The organism is Flavobacterium sp. (genome assembly GCF_027484205.1).
In the GTDB taxonomy this organism is placed as follows: Bacteria; Bacteroidota; Bacteroidia; order Flavobacteriales; family Flavobacteriaceae; genus Flavobacterium.
In genome coordinates this window covers 12160-30496 of record NZ_JAIXUB010000028.1, presented here as the reverse complement: position 1 = coordinate 30496, position 18337 = coordinate 12160, and the positions used below count along the sequence as shown (strand labels likewise).

The 18337-nt window shown below is 31.8% G+C and carries 14 protein-coding genes and 2 tRNA genes; 11 read left to right on the top strand and 5 right to left on the bottom strand.

Features of this window, described 5'->3' with window-relative positions; genetic code table 11:
* Positions 1-134: 134 nt before the first annotated feature.
* On the bottom strand, positions 135-302 hold the full coding sequence (locus Q0049_RS15945; RefSeq protein WP_298122016.1) for a hypothetical protein: 168 nt from the start codon (positions 300-302) through the stop codon (positions 135-137).
* Between the two features lie 101 nt (positions 303-403).
* Between Q0049_RS15945 and Q0049_RS15940 the strand changes: the two genes are divergently transcribed.
* Positions 404-1216, top strand: coding sequence for a hypothetical protein (locus Q0049_RS15940; protein ID WP_298122014.1), 813 nt, complete (start codon positions 404-406; stop codon positions 1214-1216).
* 1 nt (position 1217) lies between these two features.
* Here the strand turns inward: Q0049_RS15940 and Q0049_RS15935 are convergent, their stop codons facing one another.
* Entirely contained in the window at positions 1218-1901 is a 684-nt protein-coding gene (locus Q0049_RS15935; protein WP_298122012.1) for a hypothetical protein, read from the bottom strand.
* A gap of 112 nt (positions 1902-2013) precedes the next feature.
* Positions 2014-3030: a WYL domain-containing protein gene (locus Q0049_RS15930; RefSeq protein WP_298122009.1), complete on the bottom strand. Its 1017-nt coding sequence runs from the start codon at positions 3028-3030 to the stop codon at positions 2014-2016.
* A gap of 154 nt (positions 3031-3184) precedes the next feature.
* Here Q0049_RS15930 and Q0049_RS15925 point away from each other — a divergent pair, with 154 nt between their 5' ends.
* The 6 genes from Q0049_RS15925 to Q0049_RS15900 all read left to right on the top strand — a co-directional run bounded on the left by Q0049_RS15925 (position 3185) and on the right by Q0049_RS15900 (position 10324).
* Entirely contained in the window at positions 3185-4702 is a 1518-nt protein-coding gene (locus tag Q0049_RS15925; protein ID WP_298122006.1) for a TROVE domain-containing protein, read from the top strand.
* 91 nt (positions 4703-4793) lie between these two features.
* The gene (locus tag Q0049_RS15920) at positions 4794-5327 is read left to right on the top strand and encodes an SMI1/KNR4 family protein (protein WP_298122003.1); all 534 of its coding nucleotides are present in this window, start codon (positions 4794-4796) and stop codon (positions 5325-5327) included.
* Between the two features lie 957 nt (positions 5328-6284).
* Positions 6285-7706, top strand: a complete 1422-nt coding sequence (locus tag Q0049_RS15915) for an RtcB family protein (protein ID WP_298122000.1) — start codon at positions 6285-6287, stop codon at positions 7704-7706.
* Positions 7707-8011: 305 nt separating this feature from the next.
* Complete coding sequence (locus tag Q0049_RS15910; protein WP_298121996.1) at positions 8012-8812, top strand: TatD family hydrolase; 801 nt, start codon at positions 8012-8014, stop codon at positions 8810-8812.
* A 442-nt stretch (positions 8813-9254) separates the two neighbouring features.
* Positions 9255-9413 (top strand): hypothetical protein, encoded by a 159-nt coding sequence (locus Q0049_RS15905; RefSeq protein WP_298121994.1) that lies wholly within the window; start codon positions 9255-9257, stop codon positions 9411-9413.
* A gap of 191 nt (positions 9414-9604) precedes the next feature.
* Positions 9605-10324 carry a hypothetical protein gene (locus tag Q0049_RS15900; RefSeq protein WP_298121991.1) on the top strand — a complete coding sequence of 240 codons (720 nt, stop codon included), beginning with the start codon at positions 9605-9607 and terminating at the stop codon, positions 10322-10324.
* Between the two features lie 317 nt (positions 10325-10641).
* On the opposite strand, the gene Q0049_RS15895 is transcribed toward Q0049_RS15900, so the two are convergent.
* On the bottom strand, positions 10642-11967 hold the full coding sequence (locus Q0049_RS15895) for an SWIM zinc finger family protein (RefSeq protein ID WP_298121989.1): 1326 nt from the start codon (positions 11965-11967) through the stop codon (positions 10642-10644).
* A 3-nt stretch (positions 11968-11970) separates the two neighbouring features.
* On the bottom strand, positions 11971-15081 hold the full coding sequence (locus Q0049_RS15890) for a DUF6493 family protein (RefSeq protein WP_298121986.1): 3111 nt from the start codon (positions 15079-15081) through the stop codon (positions 11971-11973).
* Between the two features lie 1244 nt (positions 15082-16325).
* On the opposite strand from Q0049_RS15890, the gene Q0049_RS15885 reads away from it, so the two are divergent.
* The 4 genes from Q0049_RS15885 to Q0049_RS15870 all read left to right on the top strand — a co-directional run bounded on the left by Q0049_RS15885 (position 16326) and on the right by Q0049_RS15870 (position 18119).
* A tRNA-Phe gene (locus Q0049_RS15885) sits at positions 16326-16398 on the top strand.
* Between the two features lie 54 nt (positions 16399-16452).
* Positions 16453-17463 carry an RNA ligase, Rnl2 family gene (locus tag Q0049_RS15880; protein WP_298121983.1) on the top strand — a complete coding sequence of 337 codons (1011 nt, stop codon included), beginning with the start codon at positions 16453-16455 and terminating at the stop codon, positions 17461-17463.
* A 27-nt stretch (positions 17464-17490) separates the two neighbouring features.
* Positions 17491-17811 carry a hypothetical protein gene (locus Q0049_RS15875; RefSeq protein WP_298121980.1) on the top strand — a complete coding sequence of 107 codons (321 nt, stop codon included), beginning with the start codon at positions 17491-17493 and terminating at the stop codon, positions 17809-17811.
* Positions 17812-18053: 242 nt separating this feature from the next.
* Positions 18054-18119 (top strand) — tRNA-OTHER (locus tag Q0049_RS15870).
* Positions 18120-18337 lie beyond the last annotated feature (218 nt).

Sequence of the window (18337 nt, the reverse complement as noted above, 5' to 3'; positions counted from 1 at the left end):
TATAAAAAATTTATTATGCACGCATAGTATTTATGTTAAATTTTATGCACGCATAGTATTTTTTTAAGTTTGAGGTGCGAAATACAAGGTACGAAGTGAGGAAAGAGAAAGTTAGAAGTTTTGTTTTTCATGGGTTATCGATACATTCGTCTTCCATCTTCCATCTTCCAACTTCCATCTTCCAACTTCCAACTTCCAACTTCCAACTTCCAACTTCCAACTTCCAACTTCCAACTTCCAACTTCCAACTTCCATCTTCCAACTTCATCTTCCAACTTCATCTTCCATCTTCCATCTTCCATCTTCTAACTTCCATCTTCCATCTTCCATCTTCTAACTTCCATCTTCCAACTTCCATCATCGAACTCCTAACTTTTTGCTATGTTTGTAAAAAAATATTTAGATGCGATTCATTACTAAAAGAGCTATTATTATAAAATCGATTATTGCAGGTATTGCGGTGCTTGTGATTAAAAATTTTGTCTTTAAAAATTTATCTATTTATGGACAAGATTTTCACGATCTCATTGAATTTTCAGATATAACCATAGTTTTTACAGGTGCTTTTTTTGTTTTTGGATTGTTGCTTGCAGCTACGATGTCAGATTTTAAAGAAAGTGAGAAGATTCCTGGTGAAGTGGCTTCCAATCTTGAGGCAATAAAAGATTGGATTTATTTAGCATTCAAAGCGCCGCGAACAGGAACTTCCGATTTGTGTAAAGAGGAATTGAATAGCACTTTTCTTCGAGAGGAATTATTGTTCATTACTGACGGAATTATTTCTTGGATTTATTCTAAAGAGAAAGATTCTAATGTGATTTTTCCACTAATTCGACATTCCAATGAAATTGCCTATTATTTTGCCGAACGTGGTGTAGATAAAGAAGCCATAAAAGGTATTCAAGAAAATACAAATGCCATGCGCAAGCAATTGACTCGTGCGTATTCTATTTCTAGAAATAATTTTATAAAACCTGCTTACACCTTATTACAAAGTATATTGTTTATTGTGATGGCTTTGTTATTAATTACCAAATTCAAATCACCAGCTGCCGATTATTTTGTGACTGCTTCAATTACTTTTTTGTTTTGTTATTTGTATTTACTAATCGTGGGATTAGATGATCCTTTCGATATTTCAAATGATGAAATTGATGTCGATTTGAAAACTTTAGATCGTTTTAAGCAACGCTTGATTTCTGATTTTTTGGTGTAATTTATTTTATAAATTTAAACGACTTGTTATTGTATTCGTATCTGATATTATTGTTTTTTACATAAATATCTTTGCTTCCTGGTTCTAAAAGTATAGAATCAGAATCGAAAGTAAATGTAATTTTATCTTTAGTTTCTCTGATTTTTAAGATATCTACTAATTTGGTTTCGTCAAATTTTCCTTCAACATCAATATCACCAATGTATTTTATTTTATCATTTTCTAACAAAAAGGCATCGCCACCAAAAAAATATTCATAAGCTCTTTGGCAAACAATAATGATTTTGTTGTTGCTATTGTTTTTATAAAAATAAGGTTCATAAAGATAAGTTTCACCAACACCTCTTGACTTGTATACAATTTGGTTTTTATCGTTTAATAATAACAATCTGTCACCCCAATCTTTTTCAGTATCGGGATAAGTCATTTTTCCATCAATTGATTCATAAATGCCAACTACTACTTTGCTGTTCCCAATTTTGTAACCACTATCTATTTGAAATCCTTTTACAGATACATCTGAAATACTATCGGGTTGAAATTTTACATAGTCTTGTTCTTCAATAGTTAAAGTATCTTCTGTTTTTTCTGAAGTTGTTGTTGGTTTTACAATTTCATTAGTTTCTTCCGATTTTTTGCAGGATAAGAAAGTTAGAATGATAAAAAAGAGAACTATTTTTTTCATGAAAGGGATTTGATGTTTAAAAGTCTTCAAACAAATATATTGAAAAGCTTTTAAAGCAAAATTATTTTAACATTTTTGAATTGTATTTGTTTAATATTGATATTGTATTTTACTATCCTAATTTATATTTCTCTAAACTTTTTTCTAGAATTCCTTTCATCCTTTTGCGCATTCCTTCCGGTTTGATGATTTCGATGCCATTGCCAAATCCAAGTAATAATCGTTCTAGTTCGTAGTTTTCGATTAATAATAAATGAATAATAATGCTGCCATCTTCGTTGGTTTTTATCAATCGTTGGGAGTTGTGTAATGGTTTTGTTATCACATATGGTGCATTAGTTCGGTCAATCCATAATTCTATTTTTTTAGGATGTAACCCTGTGTTTACGGTTACGCCAACCACATTTTTATAGAATTTCTCAGCATCAAATTCCTCATCAAAATAAGGTGTTTGAAAATCATAATCTATTTTTATAATTCGGTCTAGGGCCAAATTACTTATAGGTGCATTAGTTCGTTTTCGTCCAACTAAAAACCAACGATTATTGAATTCTTTTAAAATAAAAGCATGAAATAAAAATGTATTTTCATCACGAGAAGTGAACGATTTGTAGGTGATTTTTAGGACTACTTTTTTGATAATAGCTTGATACAATTCATCTAAAAAATGCAAACCTTTTAAATTTTCGTTCTTGTCCAAATGTATTACTGGTTGCGTGTGCGATTTTTCTGCATAGATTTTGTCTTCCAATCGTTGTAAAATATCCGAAACGTCATTGAATAAAGAGAAATCTTTGAACTGTTTCAACATTGAAACGGTTTCGGTTAACACATTGATATCGGTTTCAGTCAGAGGAATGTCGGTTATGGTAAAATCCTCATCTTCATAACGGTAATATTTTTTATCATAAACTTCTATCGGTGCATTGTAACCCAATTTTTCACTGCGCATCATTTGAATGTCTAACTGAACCGTTCTTTTACTCACCGAATTTTCTTTACCTTCATATTCAAATAAAGCATCGCTAACGGCTTCTATTAAATCTTCCAATGTCCATTGACGGTACTTGTTTTGCAAACATTTATCTATGGTTTTGTAGCGGATTAGAGCGTTTTTATTTTGAGCCATTTGTTTAGTTTTCAGTTTTCAGTGTTCAGTGTTCAAAATCAATCAAATTTAAAGTTTATTTTTTATTACGCAAAATAATTGCGCAGTAGTTTTAAAATCTTTGTACCGTTGAAAGCAAACAACGAATAATTGTTTAATTTTTAAAATAGATAAGATGAAATTTAATTTTTTGAAAAAACAGAAAAACACAATAGTTAATTACGAAAAAGCTTCTGCCTTTCCATTAACTCCAGAATATGAATTGTATGCCGCAGTGGTTACAACAAGTTTGAGCACTTCTTTTTATGAAAAAGATACAACTCGCTTGGATAGAATAAAAACATTAATACAAAAATGTAATCCTGTATTTGTAGCTAAGTTAGCGGTTTATGCTCGTAATCAAATGAATATGCGCTCTGTGCCTTTGGTTTTGGTAGTCGAATTGGCTAAAATCTATTCAGGTGATGCTTTGATAAGCAAAATGATAGCTCATGTAATCCAACGTGCAGATGAAATAACTGAGTTGTTGGCTTACTACCAAATGGCAAATAATCGAAAAGGTACTAAAAAATTGAATCGTTTGTCGAAACAAATTCAAAAGGGTTTGGCGGTTTCTTTTAACAAATTTGATGAATATCAATTTGCAAAATACAATCGCAATGGCTCAGTTAAATTGAAAGATGCTTTGTTTTTGGTACATCCAAAAGCAAAAGATGAGGCACAACAAGAATTGTTTAACAAAATAGTTGCCGATACTTTGCAAACGCCTTATACTTGGGAAACGGAGTTGTCGCAATTGGGTCAAGTGAAATTCCATAACGAAGCTGATAAGCAAAAAGCATTTACCAATAAATGGGAAGAATTGATTGATAGTAACAAGATTGGTTATATGGCTTTGATGCGAAATTTGCGTAATATAATGGAAGCTAATGTTTCGGGTTTCCATATCGAAAAAGTGTGTCATTATTTGGCAAACGAAAATGCGGTATTGAACTCTAAACAATTGCCATTTCGATTTTTGGCTGCTTACCGAGAGTTGAAAGAGTTGCCTTCAAAATACACTTCAATAGTGTTGGATGCTTTGGAAACTGCGGTTATGGTGAGTGCTAAAAATATTAAAGGTTTTGATGTAACTACTTCGCTAGTGGTAGCTTGTGATGTTTCGGGTTCGATGCAACAACCCATTTCACCAAAAAGTAAAATCTTGCTTTATGATATCGGTTTGATGTTGGGTATGTTGATACAAAGTCGTTGTAAAAATGTGGTAAGTGGTATGTTTGGTGATAAATGGAAAATAATCAATATGCCAAAAAGAAGTGTTTTGAGTAATGTAAATGAATATTACAAACGAGAAGGTGAAGTGGGTTATTCAACTAATGGTCATTTGGTTTTGGAAGATTTGATCAATAGAAAAGAGTGTGTAGACAAAGTTATGTTGTTTACCGATGTTCAAATGTGGAACAGTAATACAACAAATCACACTTTTGCGAATTCGTGGAATAGATATAAAGCGATTGCTCCAAATGCCAAATTGTATTTGTTTGATTTGGCAGGTTATGGTCATGCACCGATAGATATTCAAAAGAATGATGTTTATTTGATAGCAGGTTGGTCGGACAAAGTGTTTGATGTGTTGCATGCTTTGGAAGATAAAAGCAGTGCTTTGAAGTACATCAATAGAATAGAATTGTAAAAAAAAATCTACTGCGTAAAATAATTGCGCAGTAGTATTTGAATCTTTGTCTAGAGAAAGAGAAATTCTTTTAATTATTAAAATAAGATTCATGAAAATTGTTGAATTAAAATATAAAATAGAAAAGAAGTTTAGAAAAATTAAAGTTTGTAATGATTGTTGGGGATTTCAAATACAACCTGACACTAAGCTTTGTAATGGAATTAGTAGAAAAGAAATTGAGGAAGCAGAAAGCTTATATGGATTTGAATTTCCTTGGCTTTATAAAGAAATGCTTTTAACTTTTACAGGATTTGATAAGCCAGAAATTTCAATTGATCCAGAGGATGGAACTACTGAATATGACTACTCAAGTTTCTTTTATCATTATCCTTATGAATTCGAAAAATCTAAATGGTTGATTGAAATAATTAATAATAATTACGAAGAAGCATTATTTGTAATTAATGAAGCAGGGTTTGATACATCTAAAATAGTTGGATTTGTTCCTATTCATAATCATAGAGCATTGGTTGTTTTTAAAGATAAATATTTGTCACCCGTAATTTCTGTAATGGGAGCAGATATAATTTTATTTGGGGATACAATTATTAATTATTTAAAAAATGAATTTATGAATAGATAATATATTGCGTTTAAAAACTGATGTAATTCTTAATTCCTCAGATTGACAAAAAAAAATAGTTTTTTAAAGAAAATAGAATAGTTCATTGAAATAAAAATAATTAAACAAGTGTCGTAGATAAGTATTACTTCGATTTTAACGACGGTGTCGCGGGTTCGAGTCCCGTCTCTTCCACGAATAGAAAATAAAATGGGAGAGTAGCTCAGATGGTTAGAGCACGATAGGTCACTTATTGCTTTTAACCTTGTTTTAAAATAAAAAAGAATGTCGTAGATAAGAGTTACTTCGTCACATTTGGGGAGGAATAGCGAAGTTGTAAATCCAGCAAGGCTATCCAGTTCGACTCTGGCACAGACATGCCCCGTTTCTCTTATCGTCTTTTACTTCTTTTAAAATAATGAAAAATGTCGTGTGCAAGAGCTACTTCGACTTAAAATCCAATGCTACTCTTGTCAATTATTACTTTTTCAAAAAATTAGATGCCGTATGTAAGTGTTACTTCGTTGGTAGATTTAATTAGGTTCGAGTCCTAAATGTCACTTACAATTTATTGCTCTTAAAGAAAGAGTGTCGTCAGGAAAGGATTCCTTCGTCCAAAGAAATTCAAATCCTTCCTAAACATTACCTCTTTTAAAATATAAAATGACCTTGTAGCTTAAAAGGAAAAGCCTGTGGCAAAATTTACTTACCATAGAGTTTACGGATATTCCGGTTAGACCTGCGCGGACTAATGGGTAGAGTTTACAGAAGCACCGAAATCGTAAGGGAAAGTAGGGAAGCGTATTTACAGCCGTAATGCCCGAGAGGGAATGTGAGTTCGAATCTCATCAAGGTTACTAAAAATAATAATATACTACGCAAAATAATTGCGCAGTAGTATTTGAATATTTGTACAGTTAAATAACCAACCTGATGTATTCATCGGAAATACATCAGGTTTATCAAAAGGAAATTAAAATGAAAACACCAATCAACGGAAATGACTTAATGGAACTAGGATTGCCACAAGGACAAATTATCGGAATTGCTTTGAAAATTAACAGCAAGCGACATGGTTTTAATCGTGAGCAAATGTTGGCACAATTTAAATTGGTACTTGAAACTCCAGAAAACTACATCGACGATGCCATTTTTAGCAAATTGGCGGTTGCATTAATCGAAAAAGCAAATGAAAAACCAGAAGATTTCATTCTGTTAAATTTAAATCCTAATGCGTTTGCTGCGTATGGTTTGGATCATATTGAAGAAGGCGCAAGAAAGCAAATGGAAGTAGCCATGCAATTGCCAGTAACGGTTGCTGGAGCTTTAATGCCTGATGCGCATCAAGGTTACGGATTGCCAATTGGCGGAGTTTTAGCAACTAAAAATGCGATTATTCCTTATGGTGTTGGAGTTGATATAGGTTGTAGAATGGCATTATCGGTTTATGATATTCCTGAATCATTTTATTATGAGAACGAAGATAAATTCAAACGTGAATTAATTGCGCATACTAAGTTTGGAGCAGGTCATGGATTTCAAGGTCAGTATAAATCCGATCACTCGGTTTTGGAAAGCCCATTATTTACCGAACATTCTTTTATCAAGAATTTGAAAGACAAAGCTTGGTCGCAATTGGGTTCGTCTGGTGGTGGAAATCACTTTGTGGAATTTGGAATTATGGAATTTGCAGAAGCAGATGAAGTTTTAAACATTCCCAAAGGAAAGTATGTGGCTTTATTGACGCACTCGGGTTCGAGAGGTTTTGGTGCCACCGTTGCCGGACATTACACCAAAATTGCCAAAGACGTTTGTAAATTGCCAGAAGTTGCCAGAAATTTGGCGTATTTAGATATGACTACCGATTTAGGTCAAGAATATTGGATTGCTATGAACTTGGCTGGCGATTATGCTTCGGCGTGTCATGAAGTAATTCATACCAAAATGCAACGTGCTTTAGGTGCCACAGTTTTAGCCAAAGTCGAAAACCACCACAACTTTGCTTGGAAAGAAATTTGGAATAACGAAGAAGTGATTGTGCACAGAAAAGGTGCTACTCCAGCAGGAAAAGGCGTTATGGGAATTATTCCAGGAAGTATGACCGCACCAGGATTTTTGGTTAGAGGAAAAGGAGAAGAGAACGCTATCAACTCTGCATCACACGGTGCAGGACGACAAATGAGCCGAACGCAAGCCGAAAAAAACATTTCTAAAACCGAAATGCAAGCGGTATTGAAAGATCATGGTGTAATCTTAATTGGCGCAGGTTTAGACGAAGCTCCAATGGCTTACAAAGACATTAACCAAGTGATGGCAGCACAACAGGAATTGGTTGATGTAGTAGCAAAGTTTACGCCAAAATTAGTCCGAATGGCGGATGACGGTAGCCGTGAGGATTAGTTTTTAGTGCTCAGTGTTCAATACTACTACCGTCACTTCGAGTGATTTTTACGTAATGTAATGGAGTAAAAATTGTATCGAGAACTATTGAAAACTGAATCTTCTCGATACAATTTAAGCAAAACAGCTAGTCGCAGTTTTCCTAAAATTACTCGAAGTGACGTTGAAGGACAAATTTTAGTGCTCAGTAATATATAACAACAAAAATCCAAAAGATGCAGGTTCAAATCCTCCTGCGCAACCAAGTAAGTCGCATAGTTTAAATTGGAAAAAACGCTTGGATTTTAAAATAAATTAAAAAAAATATGAATAAATATATAGATATAGGAATCAACCTAACGAATAGGCAATTCCAAAATGATGCAGACGACATCATACAAAATGCACTTGATGCCGATGTAGTACAAATGATACTCACAGGCACGAGTGTAAGAAATAGTCAAGAATCAGCTAAGATTGCTGCAACATACCCAAGTTTGTTATACGCAACAGCAGGAATTCATCCGCATGATGCCAAGAGTTTTGACGGACAAAGTATAACGCAACTCAAAGCTCTTTTGAAAATGAAACACGTGGTTTCAGTAGGTGAGTGCGGACTCGATTTTGACCGAGACTTTTCGCCTCGTGATAAGCAAGAACAATGTTATAAAGCCCAATTAGAACTAGCAATTGCAGTTCAAAAGCCACTTTTTCTTCATGAGAGAGCGGCTTTTAGTCGTTTTATAGCAGTAACCAACGAGTATTTGCCTCAATTACCAAAAGCCGTAGTACATTGTTTTACAGGTTCGTTGCAAGAAGCCAAAACCTATTTAGACAAAGGATTTTATTTGGGATTTACTGGTGCGATAAGTGATGTAAACCGATTTGCACATTTAAAAGAAGTAGTACAGTATGTGCCACTCGATCGATTGATGATTGAAACCGATGCGCCTTTTATGTTGCCTAAAAATGTACCTAAAACGGAATTGACTAAATACCACGAACGACGCAACGAACCTGCATTTTTACCTTATGTTGCAGGAACAATAGCGAAGCTTAAAGGTGTTGGTTTAGATGTTATTGCAAAACATAGCACCGAAAATGCAAGAGCTTTTTTTGAACTATAAATCACGTAGTTTTACGTGTTTTTTGTAGTCATTTTTTGTTAAATTTGAAAATAGAATGATGGAGAATAAAATAATAGAAAAGTTAAGGAAGGATAATGCCGTTGGATTTCTAAGTATCAAGGAGTTGGTGATTTAGTTGTGAAGTTTTTTTATGAAATCCAATTTTTGATAATTATTTTTTAAATTTTCCAAAGATTTGCGAGAAAAATATACAGTGCAAAGTAAAAGAAGACTTTTATCGGAATGTATAATTCATGAAAGATCTAAAAAATTCTACTAATTGAAAATGATTAAAAATTACCATCTAAACCCTAAAATCTCAAAACCTAAACCTCTTCGAAGTCATTTCGGGCAGTAGATAAGTACCACACCTGACAGGTTTTGAAAACCTGTCAGGTGTAAAAATCATATAGCATCAGCAAACAATCAAAAATAAAACGATATGAAAAATAAAATACTTTACTATGCTTTGGGAATCTTATTAATAGGTAGAGGAATTTTTGAATTCTCACGAGATAATTATGGTTTTATGCCTTTTGCCTTTTTTATGTTGGGAGTTATTATACTAATAGTAGCCATTTTTTCTAAATCAGAAAAATAAAAATTAATTGATAAAATGACTAAATAAACCTTAAAATCATAAATACTAGTACTCTAAAAAATCCTTTAAGTTGTAATCATCAATTTTTAATCTGTTTGGTTAACTAATAATAAAATAATATAAGAGAATCTGTTATTTTTGCAATAACCAACTAAAAATGCTTTATGATTGAAGTTAGTAATCCAATTAAAATGGCAATAGCATTTGCCTTGATTATATTTATTGCCAATATGGTGTTTGTCTTTGTGTTTAGAAAATTGAAAATCTCAATAAAAAAGATAAATTTCATGTATAATCCTTTTATTAGTTTAATCAAATTCAGACGTAACAATGTAGAATATAGTTTAGGCTGGTTGCCTATTGGAGGTTACGTTGGTCCACAAGAAGAAATATTTGAATTTGAAAACGAAGCTACTACAGTTACTAAATCGCGTATTACATTGCACTTGTATAATTTGTCTATTTTGTTAGTATTATTTTTTGTCATAGTATTTGGTCGTTATAATAGTTTTAAAGGATTTGAAAATTTATACCATTTTTTTAACCTTTCATACCAAATGGTTAAAGGCGATATTACAGCTCCAATGCTTATAAATACTTTGCAACAAAAAGGGATATGGAATGATTTTGTGTTTATATTCAGTCTGTTTTTTTCCTACACATTTTTGGGTTACTTGTTGCAATTAGCCGAAGAAATTAAAAAAATTGGCTGGTTACTAAAATTGAGTATTTTAGCTTGTAGCCTATTTTTTGGTTATGTGCATTTAAAAATATTTTTAGTTTGTGTAACTTTAATGGATCTTATGTACTTTTATGATACTATGATCGTGGTTAGTGCACTATTGTTAGGTATTACTTTTTTAATTCTTAAAAACTTTCATTTGCAGGAGCAAAATGACGAAGTAAATTAAGCCATACCTTATTTTCAAATTGTTTCCGTTAGCATTTTAACAAACTTTATGGATTTATTTTACTATAATTTTTTATGAAAATATAAAAAGTTGTGACAAAATTTTCATTTTAAAAAAAGTGTCACAAAATCTGTGGCAAAAAAAAATATTTTGAAAAAATTGCCACAATTTTTACCATTTGATAGACTTGTATTATTTTAGGCAATTCTGTTTCAAGTTTGTCAAAATAATCTTCGTTTTTATCAACTTCAAAAGGTCGTAATTTCGTTTATCATTCCGCGGTTTCAAGAAGCATTTTGAAAACGAATTCTGCTAGTTTAAGAAATCATTTTCACTCCTAAAATATGTTTGCAAATACCTCTTTTCCCTTGATAAGTTGTAAACCAATCGCAAGTGCAATGTTGGTTTTCACCGTCTAAAATTACTTTGTGAGTTACTCCAGTTCCTTTTACATTAGCTTCAATGTAGTTATGCCTTTTGGTTATGATTTGAATGTCTTCGTTGTCAATTAGTTTTTTTGCGTTTTTTAGTCTAGGATTGAGACTTAAAATACGTTCGGTTTTAAACGGCAATCGTCTGTAAAAATGATTTCGTTCTTCAACATCATAACCTAATAATCCCATTGATGACAAACTTGCGGTTAGATTTTCCATGGTTCCAAAATCGATGTCATTTTCTATGGAAAGCATAGTTGGGTCAAATGATTCGTTAGATTTGAGTAAGCTATTCAATCCATAAACCCATTCGATGGGAAGATTTTCTGTCATGTTTTCAAGTGCTTTTCCTTCTCCAGAAAAACCTCTGTAAGCATCGGGAGAAAAAGCCATTAGTAATTGCATTTTTCCAAATTCGCAAACAGCTGCACAAGTTTCTTTATCTGATGATTCATAAAGGTAGATTTTATCTACTATTGGCAAAACACCTTCTAACAAACGTAAGCGATGTACACCTCCAATTCTAACACTATCAGGAGTTTCTAACGTTGAAAACATGAATTTCCCTGCACGTTTAGTGATGTAAAAATCTCCTTTTACATTTCCTTTTGGAAGACTTTGAAAAAGTTGAATGGTTTGAATTTTATTAAGCTCAAACTTTTTATCCATATCAGCTAGGTATAATTGAACGCTTGTTAAACCTTTAATCCATCGTGGCGGTAGTGTTACTTTCTTTTCAACCACTTTCGCTTTAGTTGTGATGACTTGAACATCATGTTGTCCAACGGCTAAGGTTACTTTTTCGTTTTTTTGAATAGCATTTAGAGCGTTCAACATGGGTTCGTTAAAATCGACATTTGTAGTACCAGAAGCTATGAACTCACCATCAATAGCTTCGGGTTTCATATCTAATCGAACATAAACGCCATTACACGAAGAAAAGCCTTCAAAACGCATGCATTCTGCTCCAGCCGAAACTATTGGATCTCTCAAACTTGGTGGAATTGGTCCGAAACTTGAACGAACTACTTTGGCAATTGTACTCCAACATTTTGCAGTGATATATGGTTCGGTTAAACTTCCCCAAAAGAAGCATGGAATATTATTAACTTCTTCTATTTCGGTTTGATGCGCCATGATCAAATTATTGATTCCTTTAGCTTTGGTTATAGAAGAAACGTTTTGGTATTTATAGAGTAAATCGTTCATTTTTTATGAAATTAGAAGTTGTTTAATAAGTGGTTTTAACGAATTGTTTTCTTTGTATTTTTCAAAGAATTGTAGACTTTCAGATGAAGGTTTTTGATTGGTTTTAGCAATAACATCTAAATAGTTTTCAACTAATTTTTTAAAGTTTGTTGGCAATTTATCACCCAATTCTATTTGTTTGAAAATCCCATCTAAAATTAAAAATAAAGCCGAATTATGCATAGCAGAAACGTCTTTTAATGCAATAATTCCATCAATTAAACGTAATAATATACCATATTTATTAGTAATGAGATAAGCTAATTTTTCAGAAAATGATACGATATCAATATTTTGTTTTTCAACAAGATTTATAATTACTTCGGATGCTAAAAGACGGATATCTTTTTTCTCTTGGAAGAAGCAACAAGCGAGTACTAGTAGTGATGTTGTATCAAATTTAAAACCAGGAATGTTAGTGATATTTAGAAAGCCTTTCAATTCATGATTAGTGCCATCGGCTATTTTACAATTTTTTGCTAAAAGTAAATAGGCAAGTGGTTGGTTGTTTTGAGGCATAAGACTATTCCAGTAATAGGCATTGTCTTCAGAATTTAATACATAATCAGAATGCCAAGTATATCGCTCCTTTTTTGGATGTAAATCAAGATTGTAAATGAAATTTTGAGGAGCAGTTTTCCCTACAGGAAGTTGGTAAGTAAGTTCTGTCCATGATGGAGAGCGTTCTATTTCTTTGGTATTGTAGTTTTTCCATTCATTCCATTTATCTTTAAATTGTAAAGGCGCATCAAATGGTTTAGTAACAAATGGAATGTCACTTAATGTAGTTTTTTCAAATACTTCAAAAGTTTCATTTGGATAATGGGTTCTTGCAGCAACAGCCCACAAAGCTATTTTTTCGGAATCTTGATTTGTATTAGTTACTTTTTGAAATAATTTAGACAATACAGATGACGAATTGATTTTTATTTCATTAGAAACACCTAAGCAGTAGGACATCAGTTCTTTCATTTCTGTGTCAAGTTTATTTAACAACGGAATTGCCTTTTCTACATTTTCGCGTGGCATTCTGCTGATGGCAATGCTCAAATCAACTTTATCAATAGTTTCTTTAGAAATTTGATATTGAATAATTCGTTCCAAAAGTATTTTTGGTTCAACCCAATAAGGTTTGTGCGTTGGGAAAGACAGTAACGGGAGTTTCGAACCTTCATTGTTTTTTTGAAGTGCTTTTTGTATGATTGTTTTGATTAATTTAAGTGTATTCAGTGTTATAAAGTCCTTATCATTTATTTTATAAATGATGTCTTTGTCAGGAATTTTATTTATTAATAAATTTTTTACATAATTTTTTAAAATACTCGTAAAGTAATTTTTTTCTAATTGTTTTAAATAGGGTTGCAGTTGACTAGTATAATTTGGCGGAAATAAATGCGTTTGCGAAATAAATACATTTATTAAAATTTCTGAGTCAACAACATCATCAGAAGAAATAAAGCGTCCAATTAAAAATAGGATATCATTCCAGTCTTTTGGAATTTCAACTTTTTCAAGAAGAACACTAACCTTTTCATTTTTATAATGATAGTGCTCAAGTAAGGATTCGTCAACTACTAAATCTTCTTCACTCAAGAATTTACTTAAACTTGATTTAATACTTCCTTGCATAAAGCTTACATAAGAAGCTAATTTTTCTGAAAGAACAGTATCTTTTTCGCTTCCAATTTTCAAAAGTAATTTGGTTGCTCTTTCTTGAATATTAAGATCTGAAACTATATAAATATCAGCAATTAATGATGCAATTGGTTTGTTTAGTTTTGGATTGGCTTTACTCAACTTTTCTAAAATCATTAAGCTAGTTTTAATTGCAGCTTTACAATCATTTCGCATCATCAAACCTTCTAACCATTCTAGGTATGATTTTGTTTTAAATTTTGGATGATCATAAAGTTTCTTAACCAGTTCAGCTCCATAATTTGTAATGGTTGGATTCGGATTATGAAAGAAAGTAAAAATGTTTTGTTGAAACGGAATTAAATCATCGGATGTGACATTTATATCTTCTATTAATTTTCTAAAAAAAAGTTTTAGATTATTATTCCATTCTTTGGTTTGAATCAAGATAGCATTTTCAATAAATGTTTTTTTATCTAATTTATTTTCTGATAATAAACGGTTGAAAGCTAAATTCCATGTATTGAATTCTCTATAACTAGCATTTGGTGTTTCATTAAAAGTACTGTTCTGAATATTTGTTTCATATTCATATAGTAGTGGAAGATCTCTTGTGTAGACAATTTCATCATTGGCTAAGAATTCTACAAAATCTCGTGGATTAGTATTAGCACGCCAACTGTTGAACCGAGATAAGCATAGACCAAATAACTCAGCATTGAAATTTACATATCCATTGTCCTCCAAAAAACGTAATGATTTGTACTCGAAAGTAATCCATTCATTTTTTCTAAATCGGTCTAAAAGATATAATTCAATCCAAGCGGGTTTTGCCCAATTTAAAACTTCTAAAACTGATTTATTTTCAGTTTGTTCTAAATATTCTAGAACTTCATCAAACGTAAGAATATCAGTTTTATCGAAAGTTGCTATTGCACTAAGAGTAATAATTTCTTTGATTTTTCCATCACCTCTTATTCCCCAATTCCAGTTGTTATTTGTTTTTTTATAACCAGGTTCAAGCGTTAAGTCAACAAAAGTCATCCAATATCGCTTGTTCTTTTTTATATGTTTGCGAATAATTTCTAAATTACCTTTTGAATTTTTCTGCAAAAAAGGTAGAAGTAAAGCAGTATTTTTTTGAGTAATTATAAAATCATATTCATCCAATATTGCTTTTATATTGGAAACTTTTCCTGTTTTAGGATCTACTTTATCTATTATAACAACTTCACCATTTTCAGAATATCCTTTCTTAATTTTCTCAGCCAAAAGCTTTTCAGCTGCTTTCAAACAATCTTCATTAGTATCAAATGATTTAATTTGAGATACTCCTGAAGTGCCATTTTTTCCATAAGTAACTGTGAATTGATTATTTATAGCTTCAATTTGCCAAAACTTATCAGAAGTTCCGTCTATGTATTTAAGATGCTTTTTCATGGGCATAGAAAATGTTATTAATTATAATTTGTAGAAGTAGTAAATATCTTAAATAATATTATTTTTCACAATCTATTTTTGGCATAAATTTCTATTAATTATAAGCTATAGCACTAATTTAATGATTATGGATTTTTTTAAATACTATTTATTCCTACATTTGCCACCGAAAATAAAAACAAATGCACACAATGAAATCACTTTTTAATCAAACTATAGACCGTTTAGCAGGAAAATATTCTGTTGGATGTGGTGGACGTTGTAAGTGTTTTTATGAAATTGAAAGTTAATTTTAGAAAAAAATACCAAGATAAATAACGTCCTATGAAAATGGGACGTTTTTTTTGTTTAAAAGAGAAAAATAATGACCAATGAAAAGCAAAAACAACAAGAAACTTAGTGACTTAGTGTCTTTGTGGCAAAAAAAATAAAAAAATGTTTGATGCAAATTAAAAATATAACAAAATAAACCTTGAAAAGTAACCAAATGAGAGACAGTCATTTGACACTTCTTAGACATCTACTCAAATAGTGGACAGGATTTTTTATGTTTAAAATTTAGTTTAACTAATTGAAAATCAATAAAATAAAATGAAAATAAATTTGGAAGTTCGTTTTTTTTGACTTTATCTTTGCAGCGGAAAATTAGTAATCAGTGTTCTGTTATCAGTTTTCTCAAAATACAATAAACAACAGCACGATATACAACAATACAATATAAATTATACAATAAAAAAAATGATAAATCGCATACAACATAATAAACTGAATGGAACTCCGAGTTTAGACTTTGTGTTTTACAATATACAGGTGCAAAAATGCAGGCAAATGGAGTAGTAGTATTCCAATGTTATGATATGAAGCACCTTTTACGAGGTGTTTTTTTTTTGCTTATAAGTTTGATTCTATAGCTCAATTGGAAAGAGCAATTGCCTGCGAAACAATAGGTTAAAGGTTCTCCCGAAGTTTCGGGACTTCCAGAATAATAAGGTTTTTTAGAAAGGAACCAAACTCAAAGTTGGTTGGAAGATTTGACTGTCTCTCAAAACTGCAACCTCTTTGAGTAACCTAAAGGAAGGTAACAGAGGTTACTAATCTTGGAAGCGATAGGTTGCAAGTTCTCCCGAATTTTCGGGTCTGCTTCTCAGACAAAATGCGGGAATGACGGAATGGTATACGCGTCAGATTTAGGATCTGAATTTTGAAGGTTCATCCCGAAGTTTCGGGACTCTTCCTGTACAAAAGGAATAGTGGTGTATGTGGTATGCACGTCAGTTTGAAGAACTGAAGGTATTCGTTCAACTCGAATCTGTTCCACAAATTATTAATAATTGATTTGAAAGAGTAATTAATTTAAAAAAGAAAAAGACAATGGAATTTAAAAAATACAATTCTATAGAAAATGCTTACCAAAAAATAGTTTTGGAGCAAATTATTATTCATGGTTTTGAAAAAGAAATCTATGTAGTTCAAGAGAAAGTTCACGGCGCTAACTTTTCTTTCTTTACAGATGGTAAACTTGTAAAGATTGCTAAACGAACTGACTTTATTCAAGAGGATGAAACCTTTTACAACGCTCAAAAAGTGGCTGAAAAATACCATGATAGTGTGTTGCAATTGTTTGAAAAAGTAAAAGAACAATTTGATGATATTGAAACCTTGGTTATTTACGGTGAATTGTTTGGTGGTCATTACAATCATAAAGATGTTGTGCCAATAAAAGAGGCTATTAAAGTTCAAAAAGGTATTGATTACAGTCCAGAAAATGATTTTTATGCCTTCGATATTAAGTTGAATGGTACACATTATTTAGATGTAGCTACTGCAAATACTTTCTTTGAAACAATGAATTTCTTTTATGCAAAAACGTTGTTTGAAGGTACTTTGAAAGAAGCTTTGAAATATCCAAATGAGTTCAACTCTAAAATTCCAGATTGGTTAGGTTTGACAGCATTGGAAGATAATATAACAGAAGGTGTAATTATTAGACCAGCGCAAGTGAAGTATTTCGGTAATGGTTCTCGAGTAATTTTGAAAAATAAAAACGAAAAATGGTCAGAGAAAACCAAAGTTAAAAGAGATAAAACAGTTCATAAAGAAGTTGTTTTTACTGAAAATGCTCAAATTGTTTGGGAAGAAATTCAAACTTATATTACTACCAATAGATTATACAATGTATTGAGTAAAGAAGGTGAGTTTACACCAAAAATGATGGGAAAGATAACTGGTTTGTTTGCTCAAGATATTTTGACAGATTTTATGAAAGAACAAGCAGAGAGCTTTAACATTTTGGAAAAAGAAGAACAAAAAGGAATTACAAAACGCTTGAATAATGTAATCATCAAAATGATTAAAGAAGAGTTTATGACTTTGAAAGTCTAATTGATAAACAAAATAAATATTAAAATTATGAGACAAGATATACTAAAAAGATTTTTAACCAATACCGACGAAACGGGAAGGTTTTTAATGAAGTCAAGGTTAACAGGAATCACGTATTTCGTAGAACCTATTTATAACGGAAAGACACCGAAATGGGGTGATTTGAATCCGGCGACGGGACAAATAGAAGGTGATTATGGTTCTAAATATACTGGAGCTGTAACCAAGAAGGAATCGCTTATTACCGAAGAAAACGGTTTTGTGAATATTGGATATTTCAAAGGAAGTCCGTTTGGAGCGATAGAAGTTAGAGATAAAGAACATCAAAGAAGAATGGGCTTATTATAATTTATTTTCACTGCGCAAAATAATTGCGCAGTGTTTTTGAAATCTTTGTTCCAGAAATAAGTTCAATGATTTATATAATATCAAACAAGTCTTGTTGGGTGTTTCTGTATAGCACTATTGTAGTACTCTTTTCGCAATGGCGAATGATGTTGTACTGCTCAACTTGATTTGGAGGTTTTGATTGTTTTCCAAAAAATAATCACCACTATGGGTCGTGGGTTCGATTCCCACTCTCGTTTGCGAACGAGATAGTTCAGTATGGTTAGAACAATAGTAATTTGGATACGCAGGTTCGAATCCTGCTCTCGTCTAAAAACGAGATAGCTCAAGTGGTCAAGAGCACTACACTGTAAATGTAGCTTGTCAAGAGTAGCATAGCTCTTTAAAATAATGCACAAAAAAAGAAAACAGGTTTGTCTTTATCGGCAAAGGAGAAAAAAAGTGTTCAAATGATGCACTCAAGAGATGACCTGAAAATGAAATGGTTTGATTGGAATTTATATTGCTTTAATATTTGATTACTAAT

Excerpts from the sequence above, each read along its gene's own strand:
- Q0049_RS15910 (WP_298121996.1), top strand. The coding sequence starts at position 8,012 with ATGAATAAATATATAGATATAGGAATCAACCTAACGAATAGGCAATTC.
- Q0049_RS15920 (WP_298122003.1), top strand. The coding sequence starts at position 4,794 with ATGAAAATTGTTGAATTAAAATATAAAATAGAAAAGAAGTTTAGAAAA.
- Q0049_RS15895 (WP_298121989.1), bottom strand. The coding sequence starts at position 11,967 with ATGAACGATTTACTCTATAAATACCAAAACGTTTCTTCTATAACCAAA.
- Q0049_RS15890 (WP_298121986.1), bottom strand. The coding sequence starts at position 15,081 with ATGAAAAAGCATCTTAAATACATAGACGGAACTTCTGATAAGTTTTGG.
- Q0049_RS15875 (WP_298121980.1), top strand. The coding sequence starts at position 17,491 with ATGAGACAAGATATACTAAAAAGATTTTTAACCAATACCGACGAAACG.
- Q0049_RS15925 (WP_298122006.1), top strand. The coding sequence starts at position 3,185 with ATGAAATTTAATTTTTTGAAAAAACAGAAAAACACAATAGTTAATTAC.
- Q0049_RS15935 (WP_298122012.1), bottom strand. The coding sequence starts at position 1,901 with ATGAAAAAAATAGTTCTCTTTTTTATCATTCTAACTTTCTTATCCTGC.
- Q0049_RS15945 (WP_298122016.1), bottom strand. The coding sequence starts at position 302 with ATGGAAGATGGAAGATGGAAGATGAAGTTGGAAGATGAAGTTGGAAGA.
- Q0049_RS15900 (WP_298121991.1), top strand. The coding sequence starts at position 9,605 with ATGGCAATAGCATTTGCCTTGATTATATTTATTGCCAATATGGTGTTT.
- Q0049_RS15880 (WP_298121983.1), top strand. The coding sequence starts at position 16,453 with ATGGAATTTAAAAAATACAATTCTATAGAAAATGCTTACCAAAAAATA.
- Q0049_RS15940 (WP_298122014.1), top strand. The coding sequence starts at position 404 with ATGCGATTCATTACTAAAAGAGCTATTATTATAAAATCGATTATTGCA.
- Q0049_RS15930 (WP_298122009.1), bottom strand. The coding sequence starts at position 3,030 with ATGGCTCAAAATAAAAACGCTCTAATCCGCTACAAAACCATAGATAAA.
- Q0049_RS15905 (WP_298121994.1), top strand. The coding sequence starts at position 9,255 with ATGAAAAATAAAATACTTTACTATGCTTTGGGAATCTTATTAATAGGT.
- Q0049_RS15915 (WP_298122000.1), top strand. The coding sequence starts at position 6,285 with ATGAAAACACCAATCAACGGAAATGACTTAATGGAACTAGGATTGCCA.